Source organism: Streptomyces roseoverticillatus, from assembly GCF_000719265.1.
Taxonomy (GTDB): Bacteria; Actinomycetota; Actinomycetes; order Streptomycetales; family Streptomycetaceae; genus Streptomyces; species Streptomyces roseoverticillatus.
This window is the reverse complement of record NZ_JOFL01000007.1, coordinates 10,816-32,924: the sequence shown is the minus strand read 5'-3', so window position 1 is coordinate 32,924 and position 22,109 is coordinate 10,816. Positions and strand designations below refer to the sequence as shown.

Here is a 22,109-nt window from a genome sequence, read left to right as displayed (position 1 = left end):
CTGCCCCGCTCCTCACGGACCGGTCGTACCACCTATCCGGGTGGTCCGACCGGTCCGTTTGCATATGGACCACTGCGTCCCATCGGGTGAATCCTGTTGAGGGTGGCCGGTCAGGCCCCTGTCCGGCCCGGATCATCGCGGACACTCGCTCAGTTCACGGTGAGCGATGGCGAAGAGTGTGCGAGCAGGTGGAGGTGGGCCGATGAGCACTAGCGAACAGCAACCTCTCGGGGAGCGCCGCGGCAGGCGCGGGATCTTCCGTACCAAATCGGTGGAGCAGTCCATCCGGGACACCGAGGAGCCCGAGCACGCGCTCAAGAAGTCCCTCACGGCCTTCGACCTGACGGTCTTCGGCGTCGGCGTCGTCATCGGCACCGGCATCTTCGTCCTCACCGGCAAGGTCGCCAAGGAGAACGCCGGCCCGTCGGTCGCGCTGGCCTTCGTCCTCGCCGGCGTCGTCTGCGGGCTCGCCGCGCTGTGCTACGCCGAGTTCGCCTCCACCGTGCCGGTGGCCGGTTCCGCGTACACCTTCTCGTACGCCTCCCTCGGCGAGCTGCCCGCCTGGATCATCGGCTGGGACCTGATCCTGGAGCTGGCGCTCGGCTGCGCCGTCGTCGCCGTCGGCTGGTCCGGCTACATCCAGTCGCTGATGGACAACGCGGGCTGGCACCTGCCCGTCGCCCTGCGGGGCACGCACGAGGGCCGCTTCGGCTTCGACCTGCTCGCCTGCATCCTCGTCCTCGTCCTGACCTCGATCCTCGTCCTCGGCATGAAGCTGTCCTCGCGCGTGACGGCCGTCGTGGTCGCGATCAAGGTGACCGTCGTCCTCATCGTGATCATCGTCGGGGCCTTCTTCATCACCGGCTCCAACTACGAGCCGTTCATCCCGCCGTCCCACAGCACCACGGCAGGCAGCGACATCAAGGCCCCGCTCATCCAGCTGATGTTCGGCTTCTCCCCGTCGAACTTCGGCGTCATGGGCATCTTCTCGGCCGCCGCCGTCGTCTTCTTCGCCTTCATCGGCTTCGACATCGTCGCCACCGCCGCCGAGGAGACCCGCAACCCGCAGCGCGACGTGCCGCGCGGCATCCTCGGGTCCCTCGCCATCTGCACGCTGCTCTACGTGGCCGTGTCCGTCGTCGTCACCGGCATGCAGAAGTACAGCGAGCTGTCCACGGACGCCCCGCTCGCCGACGCCTTCAAGGCCACCGGGCACCCGTTCTGGGCCGGGCTCATCAGCTTCGGCGCCGCCGTCGGCCTCACGACCGTCTGCATGATCCTGCTGCTCGGCCAGAGCCGGGTGTTCTTCGCGATGAGCCGCGACGGACTGCTGCCGCGGATCTTCTCCCGCGTGCACCCGAAGTACGGCACGCCCTACCGCTCCACGATCCTGCTCGGCGTGGTCGTCGCCGTCCTCGCGGGCTTCACCTCGATCGACGTCCTCGCCGAACTCGTCAACATCGGCACGCTCTTCGCGTTCGTCGTCGTGGCCCTGGGCGTCATCATCCTCCGCCGCACCCGGCCCGACCTGCCGCGCGCCTTCCGCACCCCGCTGGTGCCGCTGGTGCCCGTCCTGTCGGTCATCGCCTCGGTGTGGCTGATGCTCAACCTGACCGCGGAGACGTGGCTGCGGTTCGCGGCGTGGATGGTCCTCGGCTTCGGCCTGTACTTCGTGTACGGGAAGCAGCACAGCCGGGTCCCGTAGGGCTCAGGCGCTCACCGCGCTCGGCCCGGTCACCTCCGCGCCGAGCGCGGTCACGCGCGCCCGCAGCTCACGGTCGGCCGTGACGACCACGCAGCGCCGGCCCGGCGCCCGGCCCGCCACCACGGCCACGATCGCGTCGTCACCGCTGCCGGACGCCTCCTCGACCCGTACGCCCGGCACCGGCGCGACACCGCGCGCCTTGCCCTCGATCACCAGGACGACCTCCGGCGCGTCCGCGAACAGCGCGGGCGCGCCGGCCGCCGCGTACGCCGCGAGACGGTCCCGCAGCCGCTCGGCCGCGCCGAGCCGGTCCCGCCACCAGCCGTCCGGCACCGAGCCGACGACGTTCGCGGAGTCCACGACGAGGAGAGTGTTCATGCTGTTCATGCCCGCAGCCTCGCACGCCCACTGCGGCGGGACGGCAGGACGGCAGACCGCCCTGACCGGCCACGATGTTATTGTCGAGGGTCGACAAACGGGCTCCGAGCGCAGCGCGACCGAGGCCGAATGCGAGAGCCGCATGCGAGAAAGGCTGGCAGCGAGTCATGGCAGTGCGTACGGCCACCCCGGTCACCGGCTGGCTACTGAGGGGGAGCGACGGCCGTCTGACGGCCTACGCACCGGCCGAGGGCGGTGTCGTGCGCTGGACCGAGACCCGGCCCGGCGGCCCCGAATGGACGGGCCCGGAGCTGCTGGCGGTGCCCGGCCTGGAGCCGTGCCTGTCCATAGCGCAGGGCCCGAAGGGGTACGTCCACCTGGTCGGCGTGCGGCGCCGTGACGTCGAGGGACGCACCGAGACCGACATCGTCTACGCCACCCAGTTCCAGTCGGGCCGGCCGCCCACGAACTGGCGCTCGCTCGGCTCGCCCCACGGCCAGGACTGGCAGCGCTCGGCTCAGATCGGTGCCCCCGCGGCCGCTGTGGACTCCGCCGGCCTGCACGTCTTCGTGCGGAACTCCGGCGGCGGGGTGTGCGGGCGGCGGCAGGATGCCCGCGGCATCTGGGGACCCTGGGCCGATATGAAGGGCAGTCACGTCCTCGACGGGCTGACCGCCGTCGCCACGCCCGCCGGGCGCGTCGAACTGATCGCCCCCGCGGCCGAATGCGTGCTGCGCTGGCGGCAGGAGCAGGCGGGCGGCCCGGTGCGGCGCGTGCGCAACGTCCCGGCGAAGCCCGCGTCCGGGTCCTCCGCCTCGGGCGTCACCGGCGACGACCGCGTCACGCACTTCTGGCGCGACGCGGCGGACGGGGAGCTGCGGACGCTCGTTCCCGAGCCGGTGTCCGGCGAGGCCGAGGCCGGCGCTGACGCCGACGCTGAGCCCGCCACGGTCTCGGTGGGCGGCACCGGCAGCGGGCCGGTCGCCGTGCTGCGGGCCGTGCTCGACGGGCACGAGTGCACGGTGCTGGCCCAGCGGGCGGCTTCCGGCCTGCCGGCCGTCGCGGTGTGTCCCAGCGGGGACGAGACGCTCGCCGCGCAGTGGTCGGAGACCGGCGAGGAGTTCACCGGGGCGCCGGCGCTCGCCCTGGACGCGAACGGGCGTGTGACGGTGGCCGTGCTCGGTGCCGACGGTCACTTGCGCGTGGCCCGCCAGCAGACCGACGAGCCGGGGCTGGCACTCGGGTCCTGGCAGCGGGTGTAGCAACGTCTGACCTTTACGCGGACGTCATTGCGCTCAACGCCGAAGGGCCGCTGGGTGGACAGGCAATGCCTGTCCACCCAGCGGCCCTTTTCCGCTGCGCCGTACATCATTAGGGAGCCGGGTGAGGATTCCCCTTCAAGAGGATCTGCACCTTTGACGGAAACTGCGGGTCGTCCACCATTACCGAACAGAGTACGAACTCGCGCTCTCCCCGGAATTGCATTCGAACATGATCGTTCGGATCGTGCACTGCCAGCCAACCGGACGGACAGGGGAGTCGCTCATCGAGCAACTGTGCTGGCAGAGTGGCGGGGGGTGTAGATCTCCATACTTCGCATTCGACCGGCCCATCGACGCCCGCCTGGACGCCGAAGATGATTGCACTTCCCTCTCTGTGCCAATTGCTTGATGTGGGATCCCAATCTGAGAGATCGGCTTCACTCTCTGTATCCCGCAGGATCAAGCATCCGTGGGCAATTTTTGCCAGAAATGAAACCACGGGCTCATTAGCTACCATTCCTTCTTGCTCTTCCCCTGTGATAGTTGAGAGACAACGCCGCCCTGCCTTCTGGCGCAAGGCTGACAGTGCGGATAGGCCGTCTGAGGAGAACCTGGAGGAACGAGGCCGGACGGAGGTTGGTGATCCGGGATCCATTCCCCCTTCTTAGTGCCCGAGGTCTTGGTCCCACAGGTGTGACAGCCGTGTGTATCGCCAGCTTCATTGATCAGGTCTCGAACTCCGTCTGCGTCAATGTCGCCATTCTCCAGGCCTACCCCCTCTCGGGCATGAGGGCCAGCTCCGAGAGTGAGATCGCATTTCTGTTGTGGTGTTGCATTGTGGACGAGGACCGATGCCCCAGCTGCCTGCACATAGTACGTATGGATCCCGCTGACCGACAGGTTGAACACCTGCTGGACCGCTGTCCACGCCCGCGTCGCCGTGACCTTGACCCACGTGCCCGCCGAAGTGCGGAGCAGCGAGCCGGGCTTGATCTCGCCGGCCTTGGCCCAGGTCTTCTGGTCCTCCAGCCAGATTGGGTGGCCCTCGGTCGCGGTGATGGTGTCGGTGGCGTCGCCCTTGTCGCCATCCGTGTCGACCGTCAGTTTGACGAGATGCTTCTCGCCATTGCCGACGATGACGTCGTCAACGCTCCGGGCTTCCGTCTTTCCCGTGGTCGGGTCGGTTGCCAGGACCTTGTCGCCGACCTTGACATCCTTGATGGGCTTGCTCGTGCCGTCGGCCATCAGGACCGGGGTTTCCGGAGTGAAGCTGTTCGGGGGCTTCCTCTGGCAGGTGGCCCCGCCCAGATCCTCAACCTTCTCTGCGAGCTTTGCGCCCTTCCCCGCGCCCTTCTCCGAGACGAACGCCGTCTTCGCCGCGTGCTCCATCTTCATGCCGGCCCGCGCCGCCTTGGCACCGCGGACCCCCGCCGTGGCGCCCGGCACGAACATGCTGCCGACCGTCGCGATGGTCCACAGGCACGCCTCGACGTCGCCCTTCGTGGCGCATGCGATCGCGTCGTTGACGCCCGTGACCTCGGCCGCGAAGTCCAGCGCCGCCTTCAGGTATGGCGCAGCCGTCTGGGCGAACTCCGAGACCGCGGTGATCGCGGTGTCGACGGCCGAGACCATCTTGGCGCTCACGTCGGCGACGATCTTCGTGACCTCGGTCGCGACCTTGGCCACGTCCTGGACGACCTGCTTGGTCTCCTGGACGATCAGTGCCGGTGCGTGGGCCGCTGCCGCGACGACCATCTTCATGCCCGCGTAGACGGGGCGAAGTGCCTTGGCCAGGACCGGTATGGGGTTGTGGGTGGCGGCGTATTTCTTCGCCGCCCGTGCCGTGTCGCTGATGTAGCGCTTGCTCTCGCGGTAGATCTGGGCCGCGGATTTGTAGATCCGTGCGCCTTGGTTGCGTATGTACCGCGCTCCGGACGAGATCTTGTTGCCCAGCCATCGGGCGCCGGAGGAGATCTTCTGCCGCATCCAGTTGACGCCGGAGGAGATCGTTCGCTCCACGTAGTGGTAGAGCCGCGAGACCTGCCGTTCCGCGTAGTGGTAGATCTGCGAGGCTTTCTGCTCCGCGTAGTGGTAGATCTGCGTGGCCGTCTGCGCGACGGCGCGGCCGGCGGACGCGACCGTCCGCCCGACCTTCTTCAGGGCACCCCGGATGCTCCAGTGCCCCGTCGGGTCCGTGTTGTCCACCGGGTCGCCGTCGCCGTAGGTGTAGCCGTTGGCGCGGATGGACGCGGGGGTCGGGTCGAGGTTGTAGCTGTCGCGGGAGGTGAAGGAGCCGCCGTCGGCGTCGTACCAGCGGGCGGCCATGGAGACCTGCTGGGTGGACGGGTCGGTCCAGTCGCCCTGGTAGCCGATGGAGACCTTGTCGCCCTGGGTGGCCGTGGTACGGCCGAAGGGGTCGTAGCCCGTCGACGACGTGAGCTTCTTCGGGTCGGTGTCCTTGGCGTCCAGCGTGCCGACGACGTCGCCGTGACGGTCGCTCATCGCCAGCCGCGTGGCTCCGTCCTGGGTGATGGAGACCAGCTCGCCGTTGAGTCCGCGGCTGTAGACGCCGCGGCCGTCGGTGACGACCTCGTCGTCGAGACCGTCGTAGGTGTGCTGGGTGCCGTCCCGGTCGACCAGGCGGCCGAGGGCGTCGTACTGGTAGGAGATCTCGCCCTGCTTGGCCAGCTGGCCGAAGGCGTCGAAGCGGCTCTCCTCGGCCAGTCCGGACGTCGTGGAGGACTTCCGGGTGCCGCGTGGGGTGTAGGCGTACGTGGCCTCGCCGTTGGTCAGCATCCGGTTGCGCGCGTCGTACGTCGCCTTCCGCTCGCCCGCCTGGATGCGGTTTCCGGCGTCGTCCCACGCGTAGCCCGTGGTCTTGCCGTCCTTGTCGGTCCAGGAGGTCAGGCGGCCGGCGTCGTCGTAGGCGTACTTCTGCTCACCGGCGTCGGCCGTGCCGGTGGTCTTCTTCGAGACCACGCGGTCGTTGTCGTCGAAGGTGTACTCGAACGAGGTGAGTGTCGTCCCCCCAGTGGACTTGGTGACGTCGGAGACCTGGCGTCCCAGCGAGTCATAGCCGAAGGTGCGGTTCAGGCCGGGAGAGTCGACGCCTTCCAACGCCCCGGACTTGTCGTACCGGTAGGTGAAGAGCCGCTGCGACTGTGCGTCCTTGACGGACTTCAGCCGGCCGTTCTCGTAACCGAACACCGCCGTACCGGCCGCGTCGACCCGGGTGAGCAGACGGCCGTTCTCGTCGTAGCCGAACGTGGCGTCGCCGGAGCCGCCCTTCGCGGAGGTCAGCAGGCCACGGTCGTTGTATTCGAAGACGTTCGTCCCCTTGGGGGCGCCGGCGGAGGTCATCCGGCCTGCCGCGTCGTACTCGTAGACGCGGGAGGGGGTAGAGGCCTCGGCCCCGGAGCCGGTCTCCTGCAGCAGCAGACCGCTGGGGTCGAACGTGCGCTGACGCTCCACCTTGCCGGGCTCGGAGAGCCGGACCGGGTTGCCCTCGGCGTCGTAGGAGGTGGTCCAGGTGCGGTCGGCCGGGGCCGGGTGGTCCTTGGTCTCCGGCTCGATCACCGATTCGGGCAGGCCGAGCGTGTTGAAGGTGTAGCGGGTGGTGTTGCCGCGACCGTCGGTGAAACGGGTGCGGTTGCCGTTGGCGTCGTAGCCGAAGCTGGTCGTGATGGTCTTGTCCGTGCTCACCGGCTCGACCTGCTTCACCAACTGGTTCTGCGGGTCGAAGGTGAACCGGGTGCTCTTGCCCTTGGCGTCGGTGGACGTCGAGAGGTTGCCCGCCTGGTCGTAGCGGAAGCTGCGGTCGCGCAGCGGGCGATCGTCCTTGTCCAGCCAGAGCTGACCGGTCATCCGGCCGGCCTGGTCGTAGTCCTGCCGCACGGTGCGGCCCAGGGCGTCGCTGTTGCGGATGACGCGGCCGGCCATGTCATAGCCGGTCTGCGTCTTCACGCCGGCGGCGTCCTCGGTGCCCGTGAGCTGGCCGAGCGCGTCGTAGGTGAAGCGCGTGGTGTCGCCGCTGGGCGCGGCCTGTGCCACGAGCCGGTCGGCGTCGTCGTAGGTGAAGGTGGTGGAGAAGTAGCGGGTCTGGTCCGACTTGCGCTCCACCGCCGTCGCTGTGCGCTTCCGGCCGAGGTCGTCGTAGGTGCTCTCGGTCCGGGCTCCGGTCGGGTCCGTCACCGACAGCGTCTCGCCCGTGCGGGAGTAGGTGTACGACCACACGGCACCGGCACCTGCCGGAACGTTTTTGCCCGGCTCCGTCACCAGGCCGAGCAGCTTCGAAGCGCGCGGCTCCTCACGCTGGACCATCCGGCCGAGCTGGTCGTAGCGGAAGCGCTGGGTGTTGCCGAGCCCGTCCGTGGTCGCGGTGATCCGGCCCGCCGCGTCGTACTCGTTGCGGCTCACCGGCGTGATCGGCTCGGACGCCCCGGGCGGGGTGTAGGACGGAGAGGTGCTGACCGTCGGGCGGCCGGACTTGTCGAAGACGACGGAGGAGACCCGGCCCTGCGGGTCCTTGCTCTGGGTCGCCTCGTCGAAGGCGTTGTAGCCGGTGGTGGTGGCCGGACGGATCTTGACCGCCTGGGTGTCGCCGCCGTTCTCCACGTCGGCGGCCGGTTCGGTGACGGTCACCTGACGGCCGAGCTCGTCATAGGTGTAGGTGGTGGTGAACGCCTCCGCGCCCGCACCCTCGGCGTTGCCCCGGGGCTCGGTCTCCGCGAGCAACAGACCGCGCTGGTCGCGCTTGAAGGTCGTGGTCAGCCGCTCCTTGCCGTTGAGTGTGGTCTCGCTGAGCTCCCGGCCGGCGGCGTCATAGGTGTAGTCGACGACCTCGGAGCTGCTGCTGGAGAACCCGATGTTGGAGCTCTTGCCGGTGTGTACGACGCGTGTCACGTTGTCGGCGTCGTCGTACGTGTAGCTGACCTTGCGGTCGAGCCGGCCCGGGTCCGTGGTGATGGTCTGGGTGCGGCCCGAGACGTCGTAGGCGTAGGCGGTGACGGTGGTGCCGTTGCCGGTGGTCTTGCGCGTCAGGTTGCCGAGGGCGTCGTAGACGTTCCGTTCGAGCTCGATGTCGCGGGTGGACCCGTCCGGCTGGCGCACGCCCAGGGCGCGCACGGACTTGCTGAGACCGTCGTCGTAGTAGCTGAACGCGCGGATGCGGCCCATGGCGTCGGCGTGCCGGGTCAGGCGGCCGGCCATGTCGTAGGCGTAGGAGTCGGTCACCAGGACCTTCTCGTCACTGTCCTTGGGCGCCTCCTCCGGGTCGCCGTGCCAGTCGCGCACCCGCACCTCGGCCACCTTGTTGCGCGGGGTGTAGGTGTACTCGGTCCGGGTGCCGCTCGGGTCGACCTGCCAGGCGCGGTTGCCCAGGGCGTCGTAGCCGAAGCTGGTCTCGGCGCCTTCGGCGTCCGTCACCCGTACCGGGCGGCCGGAGTCGTCGTACTCGGTGCGGGTCTCGCGGGTGGGATCGCCGCCCGTGGTGTCGGCGACCTCGGAGCGCAGCACCAGGCCGTCCGGGTCGAACTCGATGGTGGTCAGCGCCGTGTGCATGACGCCGGTGACCTGGTTCTTGACCCCGGGCTTGGTCGTGGTGACCGTCCGGCCCAATCCGTCGTAGGTGTAGCCGACGGTCACGCCCTTGGGCTGGGAGTCGCTGATGTCGGTCTCGGTGAGCTTGCGGCCCAGGCGGTCGTAGGTGTACCGGGTGATGAGGCCCGCCGGGTCGGTGGTCTCGGCGAGATCACCGTTGGCGAAGTAGGTGTACTTGGTCGTCTTGCCCTTGGCGTCGGTCATGGACGCCAGCAGGCCGGCAGGTGCGGTGCCCTCGTTGTTGAAGGCGGGCTCCGACCCGGTGGTGAAGGTACGGGTGGCCTTGCGGCCGTCCGGCGCGGTCTGCTCGGTCAGCTCGCCGCGGGCGTCGTAGGAGTACGCCGTCCGGTAGGTGTTGTCCGCCGCGCTCGCCGAACGGGCGTCGCGGGACTCGGTGAGCTTGCCGTTGCGCGGGTCGACCGGGTTCTTCTCGTCGAAGTAGTACGTGTAGTAGGTGGTCTGGCAGTCACCGAGGTCGCGGCAGGTCTTGCGCGTCGCCACGTTGCCCTGGTCGTCGTAGGTCATGTCGATCGCATGACCGTTCTCGTCCATGACCCGGTTCTGGAAGCCCTTTTCGTCGTAGCCGAAGCTGCGCACGCCCATGGCGTTGACGGCGCCGCCGACGAACTCGGGGTCGGGATAGTCCAGCGGGGGGTTGCCGTCGCCGACGACACCGCCCTCGAATATCCCGCCCTCGGTGCCGGGGGTCGGGGAGGTTGTGGGTCTGGGCTTCTGGGGCTCCACCGGCTTGTCGCGCAGCGGCGAGACATAGCGGATGACGCGCCCGGCCAGCGGGTCGTAGTCGTAGAAGTGCCGGCGGTTCCTGGGGTCGGTCACCTGGATGGTGCGGATGAGCTCCTTGCCGTACAGACCCGTGACGGGGACGCCCAGCTGCCACTGGCCGCCGTTGTTGTCGGTCAGCTTGTCGACGCGGTCGACGGAGGTGTCGTACGAGACCTCCACGGCTGTGCGGCCGCCGGGCGTCGTCACCTTGGTGAGCTGGTCGGCCTGCTCACGCGCCGTGTAGAGGGACTGCGCGGCGGCGGTGCCGATCGGCTTGTGATAGACGGCGACCTCGTCGATGTCGCCCTTGAAGTAGACCGCGCCCTTGGCGGGCGGGGAGGGCCAGTCGTAGGCGTAGCCGGAGCCGATCTCGGCGAACCGCTGGTTGCCGTGGTTGACCGGTGCGTCCAGGGTGCCGTGGCGCTTGCCGTCCAGGAACAGGGTCTGCCGGGCGCCGTCCGAGGACAGCACTACCTGGTGCCACTGGCCGTCGTTGACGGCGGTTCCCGTGGTGATCGGGGAGATGCGGCCGATGCGGAACTGCCCGCGGAGCTTGCCGTCCGCGCCGATGTACAGCACGGGCGCGCTGGTGCCGTCGCTGCTGTCGTTGTGCTTGTCGGAGCGGTAGTTCAGCAGCACGCCGCTGCCGGAAGTGCGGAACCACATGCTGACCGCGAGGCTGCGCTGCAGGTTCAGCAGGTTCTCGGGCAGGTCGACGCGAGAGGAGGTGCCGTTGAAACCGGCCGCACTGTCCGAGGTGCCGCTCAGCGGGCCGGTGGCGTCGTGGGTGACGTCGACATACTGGGCTCGGTCCTTGCCCTGGTTGACGGTGACCTGGCTGACAGCGTCGTCGCCGCCGTCCTCACCGAAGCGCCAGTAGGCGTAGGGGCCGGAGTCCAGGGCCACGCTGCGGTAGTGCGAGCCCTTGGCGTATTCGTAGCGGGTGCAGGTCTTCTCGGGGGAGCAGACCTTGGTCAGCTTGTCTCCGTCGTACTCGTACGTCCAGGTCAGCGGGCTGATGCGGAGCGGGTCGGTGCCGACCGCGGTGATGTGGTCGCCCGTCCACTGGAAGAACAAGCTTCGCTTGCTGGCCTCGTTACGGAGCTGGACGAGCTTGCCGTCCGTGTAGGTGAAGGTCTGGGCCAGGCCGCTCGCGTCGGTGATCGTGCCGAGCATTCCGTCGGCACGGAAGGCGTAGCGGACGCCGTTCTTGTCGGCGAGCTGCCAGCCACCGTCCTTGACGGTGGTGAAGACGGCGTCGCGGCCCATGGGGGCGGCGAAGGAGCCGTCGGGGTTGCGGCCGAACCGGACCTGCTGGCCGTCGGGGTAGGTCACGACGACATTGCCGGTCCCGTCGTCGTCCGGCGTCACCTTCATGTCGAGGCGCGAGGCCCAGCCGGTGCCGAAGACGTGATTGGTGGCCGGGTCGAGGCTGTTGTAGGTGCGGGTCACGGTGAGGTCCGGGCCGATGGTGGCCACCGACGCGTCGACCGCCGAGCTGGCGAAGTTGCCGATCTGCGGGTCGAAGGGCTTGTCCGAGGAGCCGTAGGGCGAACCCGCCAGGTGCGAGGTGATGACCGGCTGCGGAACCGCGGTCAGCAGCGTGGCGTAGGGCAGCTCGGGGCTGACGGCCGCGTTGTCCCTGCTCCACGGGCGCCACAGGTAGGTCTTGGACCAGCGCAGCTTGCCGGCCGGGACGACCCAGCTGCGGTCGGGGGACCAGTCGGAGAAGAAGCAGTCCTTCGGCTTGCCGTCCTTGCCGGCTTCACAGACCTCGTAGCGGTACTGCAGCGTCTGCCCGGTCTTGTCCATGTCCCGGGCGTTGGCCCACAGCTCCGGCGTGAGCGTCTGGGACTGGTAGCCGTTGGCCGGGTGGAAGGCGTCGACGACCGGCGGGATGGCCAGTACGTTGAGGCCGATGCGGACCGGCGCGATGTTGTAGTCGGTGAAGAAGCCCAGACCCTTGCGGATCATCGAGAAGTCGATGAGGTACTCGCCCGGGTCGCCCTTCTGGATCGTCGCGTCGAGGGTGACGCCGGCGCCGCGGGGCACGTCCTTGGGGAGCTGGGCCGCGGACACCTCCTTGACCAGCTTGCCGCCCTTGTAGGCGCGGTAGCCCAGCTCATAGGTGCTGGGGGTCCAGGTCTCGGCGCCCAGGTTGGTCACCTTGATCTTGACCTTGCCGTCCTGGCTCCGGCTGACCGGCGGCTCCGGATTCGCGCGCTCAACGGAGTACTTGGCGTCGTACGGCGAGTGCGTGACGTAGAGGGACGGCGGGTTGGCGCTGTTGGTGCTGGAGAACTTCTTCCAGCTCGCCGTGTCGGACTCCGAGCCGCGCAGGGTCAGGCCGTAGTTGGGGCGGGTGCCGTTGGCCCACTCTTCGACCAGGTTGCGCCCCTTGGTGCCCAGATCCATGGCCTCCCAGGCTGCGGGGCAGGCCGAGCTGGACTGGCCCTCGCCGATGAAGCCGTGGGCGAAGGAGGAGCCGGCGATCTTCGATCCGAAGGAGGGGCCGGGGTAGGTGTGGCCCTTGCCCGCCGTCCACGCCTCGGTGACCGGGTGGACGCTCACCTCACGCGGGCGGCAGGACGCCGACCAGTAGTTGAGGACGTTGAGCGAGGCACCGAAGATCTTGTGGTTGCGCAGCTTGGAGGCCACGTTCGGGAAGGCGAGGTAGCTCGCGGCCCGGCTGGTTCCGCCGTCGCTGACGGCGCCCAACTTGAGGGTGTCCTCGGAGCCCGAGCTCCAGTTGTTGCTGCCGGACTTCTCGACGTACATGCTCGACGAGGCGCCGACGGGTTCGACCATGGGAGGGTCGACCCGTACGGGGAACACGCGCTCCGGTGCGGAGAGCCAGCCGCCGTCGAGGTCCACGCGCAGGGCCTGCCCGCCGTCGTGCTCGACGAGCCGGTAGCCGACCTTGGTCGATATCGCGCCGTCGCCGGACTCCGGGTGGACCTTGGAGTCCTCCATGTAGCCGTGCGGGATGCGCACGCGCTGCTTGCCCTCGGCGTCCTTGAGGACGACGTCGCCGTTGTCCAGTGAGGCCGTCAGGCCCTTGGTGCGCAGCGGGAAGAGCCAGCTGCGCGGCGCGTCCTTGGAGCGCAGGACCATGACTTCCTTGAGGCCGCCCGGCCTGGATATCAGCTCCAGGTCGGCGTCCTTGAGGACGTCGGGGTAGGTGACCGAGGACTTGTTCTTGTCGTCGGTCCGGCCGGCGGAGCGGTGCGCTCCGTCGAGGCCGAAGGAGACCTCGTGGTCGCCGTCCACGACGAGCCGGGCCAGGTCCTTGGCATCTGCCTGTGCCGCCAGCCGGATGTCGAGGCTGTCGGCGGTATTGCGCCAACCGCTCGCGTTGCCGTCGCCCGCGCGGACGAGCGTTGCGTCGATGGGCTTCCAGCTGCCGTCGGAGGCCCGGTAGTTCAGCCGCTCCTTGGAGAACTGGGTCGTCTGCGAGCCGTCTCGGTTGCTGAAGGTGCGCTCGAACTCCGACCGCTTGTCGGTGATCTCGTTGCTGCTCTTCGGGTCGTAGCCCCTGACCTCCTTGCCTGGGGCGGTCTCGACCTTGGCCTCGTTCCGGGCGGTGACCTCGGAGGCCTTCGGGTGCTCCGCGGCGTACTTGCCGTGCAGGGTCTGCGGGCCGCGGGACTTGACCGGGGTGGACGTGCCGTCGAGGTGGTCGAGATCCGCCGCACTGCCCCAGCGTTGCCCGTCGGGCCGCTTGGTGTGGCCCTTGACGCCCGGCAGCGAGGGCCCGGACTCCGGCTTGGCCACGGCCTCCGAGGGGGCCGTGGCGGCGAACACCAGCATTGCGGCCGTCGCCGCGACGGTTCTGCTCACCCCCGGTCTGGTGGCGAAGAAGCCGCGGTGCCTGAAGGCGCCGCGGCGGCGTCGCGCGCCGGAGGACCCGGAGCGCCGGCTGCCAAGGAACACGGAGAACACACCCCACCCATAGACCTGGAGGTGGCGAGCCTGCATATGGACATGCGTCGCCATATGGGCATAGGTCGCCACAGACCGCCACAACCAATAGATGGCGGGCATTGAGACGATGTTTTATCTGAGTAAAGATCAGATATGCAAGAGGTTGGGGCAGTTGGAACGGTAGTGACTACACTCCGAAATCGGGAACAGGGCTTATGGGCGATTTGCCGCCATCAACGCTCATCGAGCGTAACTATCCCAAAGGTAGGTACATGGGGTGTGATTACATGCATCCCGCCCCGCCGTCCTCCGGCCGGGACCTCGGCCCCGGCCGGGCCTTGTCGCCCCGTCAGAAAGTGCCCCTCGATGTCTTTGAGTCGCCCCCGCCCGTCTGCCGCCCGCATGGCGGCACTGACCCTCGCAGCCGTCACGGCCCTGCCGCTGGGGCTGGTGTGCGCACCCGCCGCCGTGGCGGACGCGGTGCCGCCTACGCCCGCCGCCGTCTCCCAGGTGACCTGTCGGCCCCAAGCCCAGCTCTACGGTGCGGCCACCGACGGGAAGCTGGAGCTCTTCACCCACGGTGACGCCGCGCAGGGGTCCTTCAACTGGCCTGTGATCGGCAAGCGGATAGGCGACGGCGGGTGGGGCTCGCCCCGCATCACCCTCGGCGGCCCCGGCAACTGGATCTACAGCATCAACTCCGAGGGCGACCTGTACCGCCACCGCTACGATCCGGCCACCAGCAGCTGGGACAAGCCCCGTGGTGAGAAGATCGACAGTGGCTGGGGCAACTTCCTCAACGGCGCCGCCCACCGCAACCGCGTCACCGTCGACGAACGCGGCAACATCTTCGCCGTCCACGACGACGGCACTCTGCGGATATACCGCTACGACGAGAAGACCGGGGCCCCGGTGCCCGGCAACGGCCGTGTGATCGACACCGGCAACTGGGGCGGGTACAACCTCGTCGTCGCTGCCGGAGACGGGCTGATCTTCGCCCGCCAGGGCAAGGACATGTACCGCTACCGCTACGACGTCGACCGCCAGCAGTGGCTCGAGCTCAAGGCGCCGGCCTGGATGAGCGGCTGGGAGAATTTCCGGGAGATCCGCTCGGCGGGCGGAGGCACCCTTTACGGACTGTACGCCGACGGCTCGCTCTACTGGTTCCGCTACGACGTCAGCGCCGGTGCCTGGGTCGACACCAAGGGCCGTAAGGCCGGCTGGAACTTCGAGACGTTCCATGGAATATCCATGTCCACGGACGCCTGCAAGACTCCGGCCCAGCCCCCGAAGTCCCCCGTCGCACCGCGGCCCAACATGCCCGCCGCGATCCGGCAGGGCAGCGACAAGCTCATCCAGCAGTTCTACGTCGATGAGCGCGGCTGGCTGATAAACGGTGTCCAGCGCGATCCCAGGGACCTGGGCACCGTGGCCTACAGCACCGTGCCCGGCGCGCGTGACTTCGTCGACCAGCCGGTCGTCATGGAGCAGGCGGACGGTACCCCGATGGCCTTCGTCCTCGGCAAGGACGGCCACGTCTGGATGACGAAGCGTCAAGCGGGTGGAGTCTGGTCCGCTTTGGCGGACCTCGGCGGCGACTTCACCGGCGCGCCCACCGTTTCCAGGAACACCCAGGGCATCGTCGGGGTCCATGCCTTCGATCGCGACGGCAAGATGTGGTACCTGAACCAGCAGAGCCCGAACAGCGACAACTTCATCCCGTGGCGTACCCGGGACGCCTACTCTTCCATGCCTGCCGGGTACGAGAAGTCGTCCTTCGCCGGTACGGGCCAGGTCGCCTCGGTGGACGCCAACGCCGACCGCCCGTTCATCCTCGGGTTGGACAAGCAGGGCCGCCTCGGGATGAACCGTGCGGACGCCAAGCGCGAGGGCTGGTGGGTTTGGGGAGCCTCCGACGTGAGCGGCCTCGGCGGCACGCCGGCCGCGGCGCGCGGGGCCGATGGCAAGGTCATGGCCTTCGCCCGTACCAAGGACGGCGAGATCTGGTCGGCCAAGGAGTCCACTCGTACCGATGCGGACACCAAGCTCCCGCTCAACGGATTCTTCGGTGACGGAACCGTACTGTCCGGCGTGAAGACGACGGGTTCACCTGCGGTCGCCGTCAATCAGGACAAGTCGCTCGGGGTGGTTGTGCGGGACGAGAAGGGTTATGTCCACTACGCCCGTCAGCTGGGCCCGGACGGCGACTTCAGCAGGTGGAGCCTCGTGGCCTCGAAGCAGGCGGCGACCGACCCCGTGGTGGTACAGCTCGCCGACGGGCAGTGGGCCGTGTTCTACGTCGACACCGACGGCCTGGAGCGGATGTACTGGCTCTCCGATGCGGACGGCGGCAGCGCTCAGCCCCGCTCCCTGACCAGGGCGAAGCGCAGCACCCCGGCCGACCCGGTGTTCACCGGCGGGGTCACCGCAAGGTCCCATGACGGCAAGCCGGTGGCGAAGGAAGGCCGATAGTGGTGGTGGGCGGGAGGCACGCTTCCCGCCCACCCCTCGCACGGCTTGTTCAGTCCTCCAGAATGCGCCAGTGCCCGTCGGTGCGCTCCACCGTCACGGTGCTCTTCCTGGCTCCCTTCGGCCCGGAGCTGACCTCGACGCGGGCGACCTTGCCCCCGCCCTCGACCCGTGCCGCGTGGACGTCGATGTCGCCTACCCTGCGCTGTTCCTTGCTGCTGAGCCGGTCACCGATCTGGGCGCGCATGGCCCCGGGGCAACCGCCCTCGGCCTCGGCCATGGAGGAGACCACCTTGGGATGCATCAGGCGGCACGCCTCGCGCATGTCGTCGTCGGCCAGCGCGTCGATGTACGCCATGACGAGCTTGCGAGCGCCCTTGGCTCCGGGATCCGCTCCGGGATCGCTGTCCCAGAAGACCAGGACGCCAGTGACGGCGGCGGCCAACAGGGCGGCCGAGGTGCCGATGGTCGTCAGCCGGCGCCTGCGGGTCGACCACAGCCGCGTGCGGGCGCCGCGAGCCGCGCGGCCGATCCGTTCTCCTGCGCTCCGTTCTCCGGACGAGGACTTCACCTGCTGGGGCACGGTCTCACACTTCTCTCGCGAACCACCTGTGAACCGGGCAAGTCTGACACGGAGTTCCGGCAAACGGAATATTTGGGCAGGTATTGCTGAGGGGGCGTCAGAGCCGCTTCGCGCTCCGCAAGCCCGTCGCGTAGAAGCCGTTGCCGTCCAGGCGGGCGGTGCCGCCCTTGTCGCCGAAGGTGGGGCCGTTGGCTTCTTCGCGGCTGGAGATGAAGCGGGGCTTGCCGTCGGTGTCGAGGCCCATGTAGATGCCGACGTGGTCGAGCCGTTCGCCGGTGCGCTTGTCGATCTCGAAGAAGATCAGGTCGCCCGGTTGCAGTTTGTCGATGCTGTCGGGGCGCTTGCCGGTGAGCTCCAGCACCGGCACGCCGGGGGAGAGGCGGGCCATGCCGTCGGCCGTGCGCGGCAGGCCGTCGCCCTTGATGTCCTTGGCCATGAGGGGGTAGCGCGCCCGGTAGCCGAAGACTGTGCGGACGAAGCCCGAGCAGTCCATGGCCCGGAAGCGCGCCGTCTCGGGCTGTTCGACGGTGCCGTCGCGGAAGCGGTACGGGATGCCCAGGTAGTCGTAGAAGTCGGACTGTTCGAGGCGCAGGTCGCCGGCGACGGAGCCGTTGGGGTTCGGCGGGCCGAACTGGGCGTCGCCGGAGTACGGGACGCCCTTGGCGTCCTTCTTCTGCGGGGCGCCCTCGAGGTACTCCATGGCGAAGGCGAAGACGTCGGGGTCCTTGCTGCCCAGGGACGTGCTGAACCAGTTCTTGAACCAGGCCGCCTTCTCGGCGCCCTCCTTCCACGCCTCGGGCAGCAGCCGCACCCAGCTGTCCGTGGTGACCTTCGCGTCCGTGTACTTCGGCTCGGTGAAGGTGCGGCTCGCGCCGGTGAGGACCGCGGTGCGGGCGCCGTCGGTGAAGGTGGCGAGGACGCCGCCGTCCGCCGCGCGCACGACCGTGCGGGCCGGGCCGGTCAGCCGCTCGAAGCGGCGCTCCCCGGAGGCCGGCTTGCTGCCGGACGCGGCCCCGGCGCCGGAGACGGACTGGACCGGCGGCGCGGTCCCGTCCTGCTTCTCGCGCAGCTCCACCGTGAGGTACGCGCTGGTGCCGAGCAGGCCGAGCACGACCAGGGTGTGGAGGGCGTGGCGGCCGGTGACGCGCTTCTTGCGCTTGCGGTCCTTCTTCATGGGGCTCTGCTCCGTAGGGCTCAGGCGGTGGGCATGAAGCCCAGCAGGATGCCGGCGGTCAGGACGACGTAGTTGGCGAGCGAGACCGTGCCGGTGGCCAGCAGGGTCGCGCCGCGCGGCTGGCGCACCAGCTGGTAGGCGATCAGGCCGGGGACGATGAAGCCGAGCGTCTGGTTCGCGTACATCAGCGGGAACTGCTGCTGCAGGATCACGTAGAGCGTCGCCTGCAGCACGACGCCGGTCAGCACGACCGCCGCGAACAGCCGCTTGCCGTAGAGGATCACGTACCGCTGCAGCAGCAGGGTGGCCAGGTACGTCAGGACGGTGATGCCGACGACCATGGCGGCGCGCTGGAGGCTCTCGACGAGGGTGAGGGCCAGCCAGCCGGGGGTGATCATGCCGCCGGGGGAGAGGTTGGTCGTGAGGTAGCAGACCAGGGAGAACAGCAGGCCCAGGGCGATCCCGATGGCGGCGATCTCCGGGGTGAGGACGGCGGGGATCAACGGAAGTCTCCTGTGAAGTCCGGGTCTATGTAGGTCGGGACGTATACCTGGGGGTCCTCCGGATGCTGCGTCCGGGACGGCTCCGGCTCGTCGTCCGCCGGCAGTTCCGCCAGCCGCTCCAGCAGCAGCTCGCCCTGTCCGTGGATGTTGCCGATGGCGATGAGCGAGGCGCCCGGCCCGAGCCGCTCCAGGATCTCCCGTTCCAGTTCGGCCGGGTCGCGGCGGTCGCCGCCGAGGTCGACGATGCGCGAGCGCCACTCGGCGGGGATCGCGTCGGCGGCGCTCTTCGCCGGGTGGCCGATGAGGAAGACCGACTCGGGGGCGAGGCGGGGGATGAGCTCGCCCATCTGGCCGTTGCGCTCGACGCGGTCCGGGCGGCAGTTGATGAGGACGTGCAGGGGCCGGTCGATGGCGCCGAGGCTGAGCAGCTGCTCGACGTTCATGAGCGTCGACTCGGGGTCGTTGGCCGCGAAGATGTTGGCGAACCGGAACGGCATGCCCCCCGGGGTGCGGTAGCGCTCCACGGACAGCACGCCGGGGTCCGGCGGCGCGTCGTACATGCCCTGCAGGGCGGTCGCCCGGTCGACGCCGAGGAGCTCGGCGACGGCGAGAGCGATGGCGACGTTCTCCTTGAACGTGAACCAGCTGAAGCCGCGCAGCTCCGCGTCGGTCACCGTCTCCGGGTCCACGGCGATCAGCCGGCAGTCGCGCTTGGCGGCTTCCTCGCGCAGGATGTGCAGCCGGTCGCGTTCAGCCGTGACGCAGATCCCGCCGTGCGGCATGGAGCGGCTCAGCGAGCGGGCCACGTCGTCCAGGGTGGGGCCCATCTCCGCGAGGTGGTCCTCGCGGACGTTGCACAGCACGCCGATGGTGGAACGGATCAGCTTGGTCTGGTTGACCTCCTGCAGGGCCGGCATAACGGCCATGCACTCGATCACCAGCGCGTGCGGCCGGTACGCGGCGGCGCGCCGCACGATGCCGATCTGCTCCACGACGTTGGCGATGCCGAACTTGCGGTAGACGGGCTCCTCGGTGGCGTCCGGGTGGATGAAGCGGGCCGCGGTGCCGGTGGTCTTGGCGACCGTGACCAGCCCGCCGCCGCGCAGCGCGCCCGCGCACAGCCGGGTGATGGAGCTCTTGCCGCGGATGCCGTTGATCAGCACCCGGGTGGGGATCATGTCGAGGTTGGTGAAGTGCCGGCGCTGCTCGATCACGCCCGCGACCAGGACGATCGCGCAGCAGATCACCAGGACCGTGTAGAGGAAGAGCACGCGTCAGTTCCTTCCGGCCGGCGGTCGCTCGGCGGTACGCAGCTGCTGCCGGATCAGTTCGAGGTTGCGGACGACCGCGCCCGCCTCGTCGTGGTGCTGCGGGAAGAGCACCGTCTTGCGGTCGCCGCCGGCCAGCGCCTCGGCCTGGTCCGCGAGCGTGCGCAGCGGGCGGACGACGATGATGTGCAGCCAGCCCAGGCAGGCCACGGCGGCGGTCACGCCGAGCAGGCCGGCGAGCATGGTGTGCCGCTGCGCGGTGTACTCGGGCAGCTCCAGCCAGGAGGCCGGCTGCTCGCTCACGACCTGCCAGTTCAGGTCGCGGACGGCGCCGCCGCCGGTGAAGGACGCCGCGGCCGCGAGGGAGGAGCCGCCGCCGGAGCGGTGCAGCAGGGCGGTGCCGTTGGTGTCCTTGCGCGCCTTGGTGACGAGGTCGCCGAGGTGGCTGCCGGGCAGCTTGGAGAAGGCGCGGAAGCCGTGCTGGCGGTCGGCGGCGATGATGCGGTGCTTGTCGTCCACGAGCCAGACCTGGCCGAGGCCGGGCCGGGTGACCATGGAGATCAGGAACTGCGGGTCGTACTCGCCGACGACGGTGCGGCCCTTGCCGCCGGGCACGGCCGCGTACGCGGCGACGGCCGGCTCCTTGCCGGAGGTGTTGAGCTGGGCGACGGAGTCCGCGTAGGGCTTGCGGTCGGCCGGGTGGCGCGGGGAGGCCCCGGCGCGGGTGAGGACCTTGCCGTCGGCGTCGAGGACGTAGACGGAGCGGTAGCGGGGGTGCTCGCGCAGGGTGGTCTGCAGGACGGCCTTGGTGGCGCTGCCCGCGTCGGCGTCCTCCTTGTCCCCCTTTTCACTGCCCGCGCCGACGATCTGCGCGACGGAGGCGACGTCGGCCCAGCCCTCGTTGAGGGCCTTCCGGACGCGGTCGGCGGCCGTGTCCGTACGCCGCCGCTGGTCCTCGACCAGCTGCTTGGGCACGGTGACGCCGCTGCCGGCGCGGTTGAGCAGCAGCAGGAGCGGTGCGGCCCAGGCGAGCAGGACGACGCCGCAGACGATCACGGTGGTGCGGGTGCCGATGCCGCCGCGGGCCCGGCCGGCGCGGGTGGGCCGCCCGCCGAGGAGCTGGCCGCGCAGGCTCTCCAGGGCCGCGCCGGTGCGGGCCGGCTCGCGGCCGCGGAACGCGCGGACGGGCCGGTCGAGCTCGCCGCGGCCGAGCCGGCGGCTCTCCAGGTACAGCCCGATCAGCGGGCGCTGGACCGTACGGATCAGGACCCAGGTCACGAGCACGGCGAGGAGCAGCAGCACGGCGGCGGCGACGAGGCCGAAGGCCTGGGTGCGCACCGCCTTGGCGTCCTCGGTGACCTTGACGGAGGTGACCACGGACAGGCCGAGGCCGCCCGCGGGGCTGGTCTCGCCGGGCGCGCGGCCGGCGGCGGCGTAGCCCACGGCCGTGCGGTGCTTGTCCGTGCCGCCCATGAGATTGCCGCTCGCGCCGGGGTGGCCGCCGGGCTCGGGGATCTTGGCGAAGGCCGCGGCCGCCGTCTTCGCGGCGCGCTTGGCCCACGCGGTGCGGGCGATCGACGGGCCGTCCTTCGCGAGCACCGTGCCGGCGGAGTCCACGACGAGCAGGGAGCGGTTCTCGCCGGTGGAGATGCCCGGCACGTTGAGGGTGCCGGAGGCGACGAGGAGGCGCGGCTTGTCGCCGCCGCGCAGGGCGGCGGTGACGAGCATGCGGGTGTCGCCGGAGGACAGCTTGACGAGGCGGGGGGCGGGGGCGCCGTCCTTGTCCGCATCGGTCTTCTTGCCGGTGAGGGCGTCGGCCAGCGGGATCGTTTCGCCGCGGGCGGCGAGGAGGCTGCCGCCGGCGGGGTCGATGACGGCGAGGCCGCGCCACTTGTTGTAGACCTTGCCGAGCTTGTCGAGGACGGTGTCGGCGGGCACGGCCTCGGGGCCGGCGAAGAGCGCGGCGGCGCGCTGGAGGTCGGTGACGCTCTCGTCGAGGGAGGCGCGCAGAGCGAGGGCGCCGTCCTCCGCGACCCGCTGCTGCGAGGAGAGGACGGCCTTGTCGACGGCGGTCCGGTCGTGGTCGCCCAGCACGAGGGCGGTCGCCCCCGCGACCAGCAGCAGGAGTGCGAGGAGCGCGGCGATCGGCGGGCGGGCCCCGCCGAGGAGAGGCATGTCGGCGCGTCGGCGCAGCTTGCGCCGGCGCGCGCCGCGCGGGGCGGACAGCGGCATTCCTGGGTATTCCTTTCGGCCGCGGCTCGGCATTGCTGACTTGACCGGGTCGGCGGAATGCCTTGTTCCGCTTGCCGCACATCAGGATGAACTATCGAGAACCGCTGAATTCTAAGTGGAAGTTAAAGTATCGACAAAATTTTGGCGGCGCGTGTGTCATATGCGTGCGCTGCGGACGTAGTTGGAGTACAGGCGCGGGGGCCGGCCGCTTCCGCGGTACTTTTGCCCGC

The 22,109-nt window shown here is 69.6% G+C and carries 10 protein-coding genes; 3 read left to right on the top strand and 7 right to left on the bottom strand.

What is annotated here, in order from left to right; all coding sequences use genetic code 11:
- The first annotated feature begins 202 nt into the window (after nt 1-202).
- Entirely contained in the window at nt 203-1,705 is a 1,503-nt protein-coding gene (locus IF61_RS0110070) for an amino acid permease (RefSeq protein WP_052392580.1), read from the top strand.
- Nucleotides 1,706-1,708: 3 nt separating this feature from the next.
- On the opposite strand, the gene IF61_RS0110065 is transcribed toward IF61_RS0110070, so the two are convergent.
- Entirely contained in the window at nt 1,709-2,083 is a 375-nt protein-coding gene (locus tag IF61_RS0110065; protein WP_030365945.1) for a PIN domain-containing protein, read from the bottom strand.
- 167 nt (nt 2,084-2,250) lie between these two features.
- Between IF61_RS0110065 and IF61_RS0110060 the strand changes: the two genes are divergently transcribed.
- The gene (locus tag IF61_RS0110060; RefSeq protein ID WP_030365944.1) at nt 2,251-3,345 is read left to right on the top strand and encodes a PLL family lectin; all 1,095 of its coding nucleotides are present in this window, start codon (nt 2,251-2,253) and stop codon (nt 3,343-3,345) included.
- 510 nt (nt 3,346-3,855) lie between these two features.
- On the opposite strand, the gene IF61_RS0110055 is transcribed toward IF61_RS0110060, so the two are convergent.
- Nucleotides 3,856-13,566, bottom strand: a complete 9,711-nt coding sequence (locus IF61_RS0110055) for a DNRLRE domain-containing protein (protein ID WP_169748812.1) — start codon at nt 13,564-13,566, stop codon at nt 3,856-3,858.
- Between the two features lie 486 nt (nt 13,567-14,052).
- Between IF61_RS0110055 and IF61_RS0110050 the strand changes: the two genes are divergently transcribed.
- Nucleotides 14,053-16,122, top strand: coding sequence for a tachylectin-related carbohydrate-binding protein (locus tag IF61_RS0110050; RefSeq protein ID WP_030365942.1), 2,070 nt, complete (start codon nt 14,053-14,055; stop codon nt 16,120-16,122).
- Between the two features lie 49 nt (nt 16,123-16,171).
- Here the strand turns inward: IF61_RS0110050 and IF61_RS0110045 are convergent, their stop codons facing one another.
- From IF61_RS0110045 to IF61_RS37430, 5 genes are all read right to left on the bottom strand, one after another.
- A complete protein-coding gene (locus IF61_RS0110045; protein WP_030365941.1) occupies nt 16,172-16,702 on the bottom strand; it encodes a nuclear transport factor 2 family protein in 531 nt (176 codons plus the stop codon).
- 97 nt (nt 16,703-16,799) lie between these two features.
- Nucleotides 16,800-17,876, bottom strand: coding sequence for a C40 family peptidase (locus IF61_RS0110040; RefSeq protein ID WP_030365940.1), 1,077 nt, complete (start codon nt 17,874-17,876; stop codon nt 16,800-16,802).
- Between the two features lie 20 nt (nt 17,877-17,896).
- Entirely contained in the window at nt 17,897-18,379 is a 483-nt protein-coding gene (locus tag IF61_RS0110035) for a poly-gamma-glutamate biosynthesis protein PgsC/CapC (protein ID WP_030365939.1), read from the bottom strand.
- Nucleotides 18,376-19,650 (bottom strand): poly-gamma-glutamate synthase PgsB, encoded by a 1,275-nt coding sequence (gene pgsB, locus IF61_RS0110030; protein WP_052392578.1) that lies wholly within the window; start codon nt 19,648-19,650, stop codon nt 18,376-18,378. The genes IF61_RS0110035 and pgsB overlap by 4 nt, the downstream gene beginning before the upstream one ends.
- 3 nt (nt 19,651-19,653) lie before the next feature.
- On the bottom strand, nt 19,654-21,879 hold the full coding sequence (locus IF61_RS37430; RefSeq protein ID WP_030365937.1) for a cache domain-containing protein: 2,226 nt from the start codon (nt 21,877-21,879) through the stop codon (nt 19,654-19,656).
- Nucleotides 21,880-22,109: the final 230 nt, after the last annotated feature.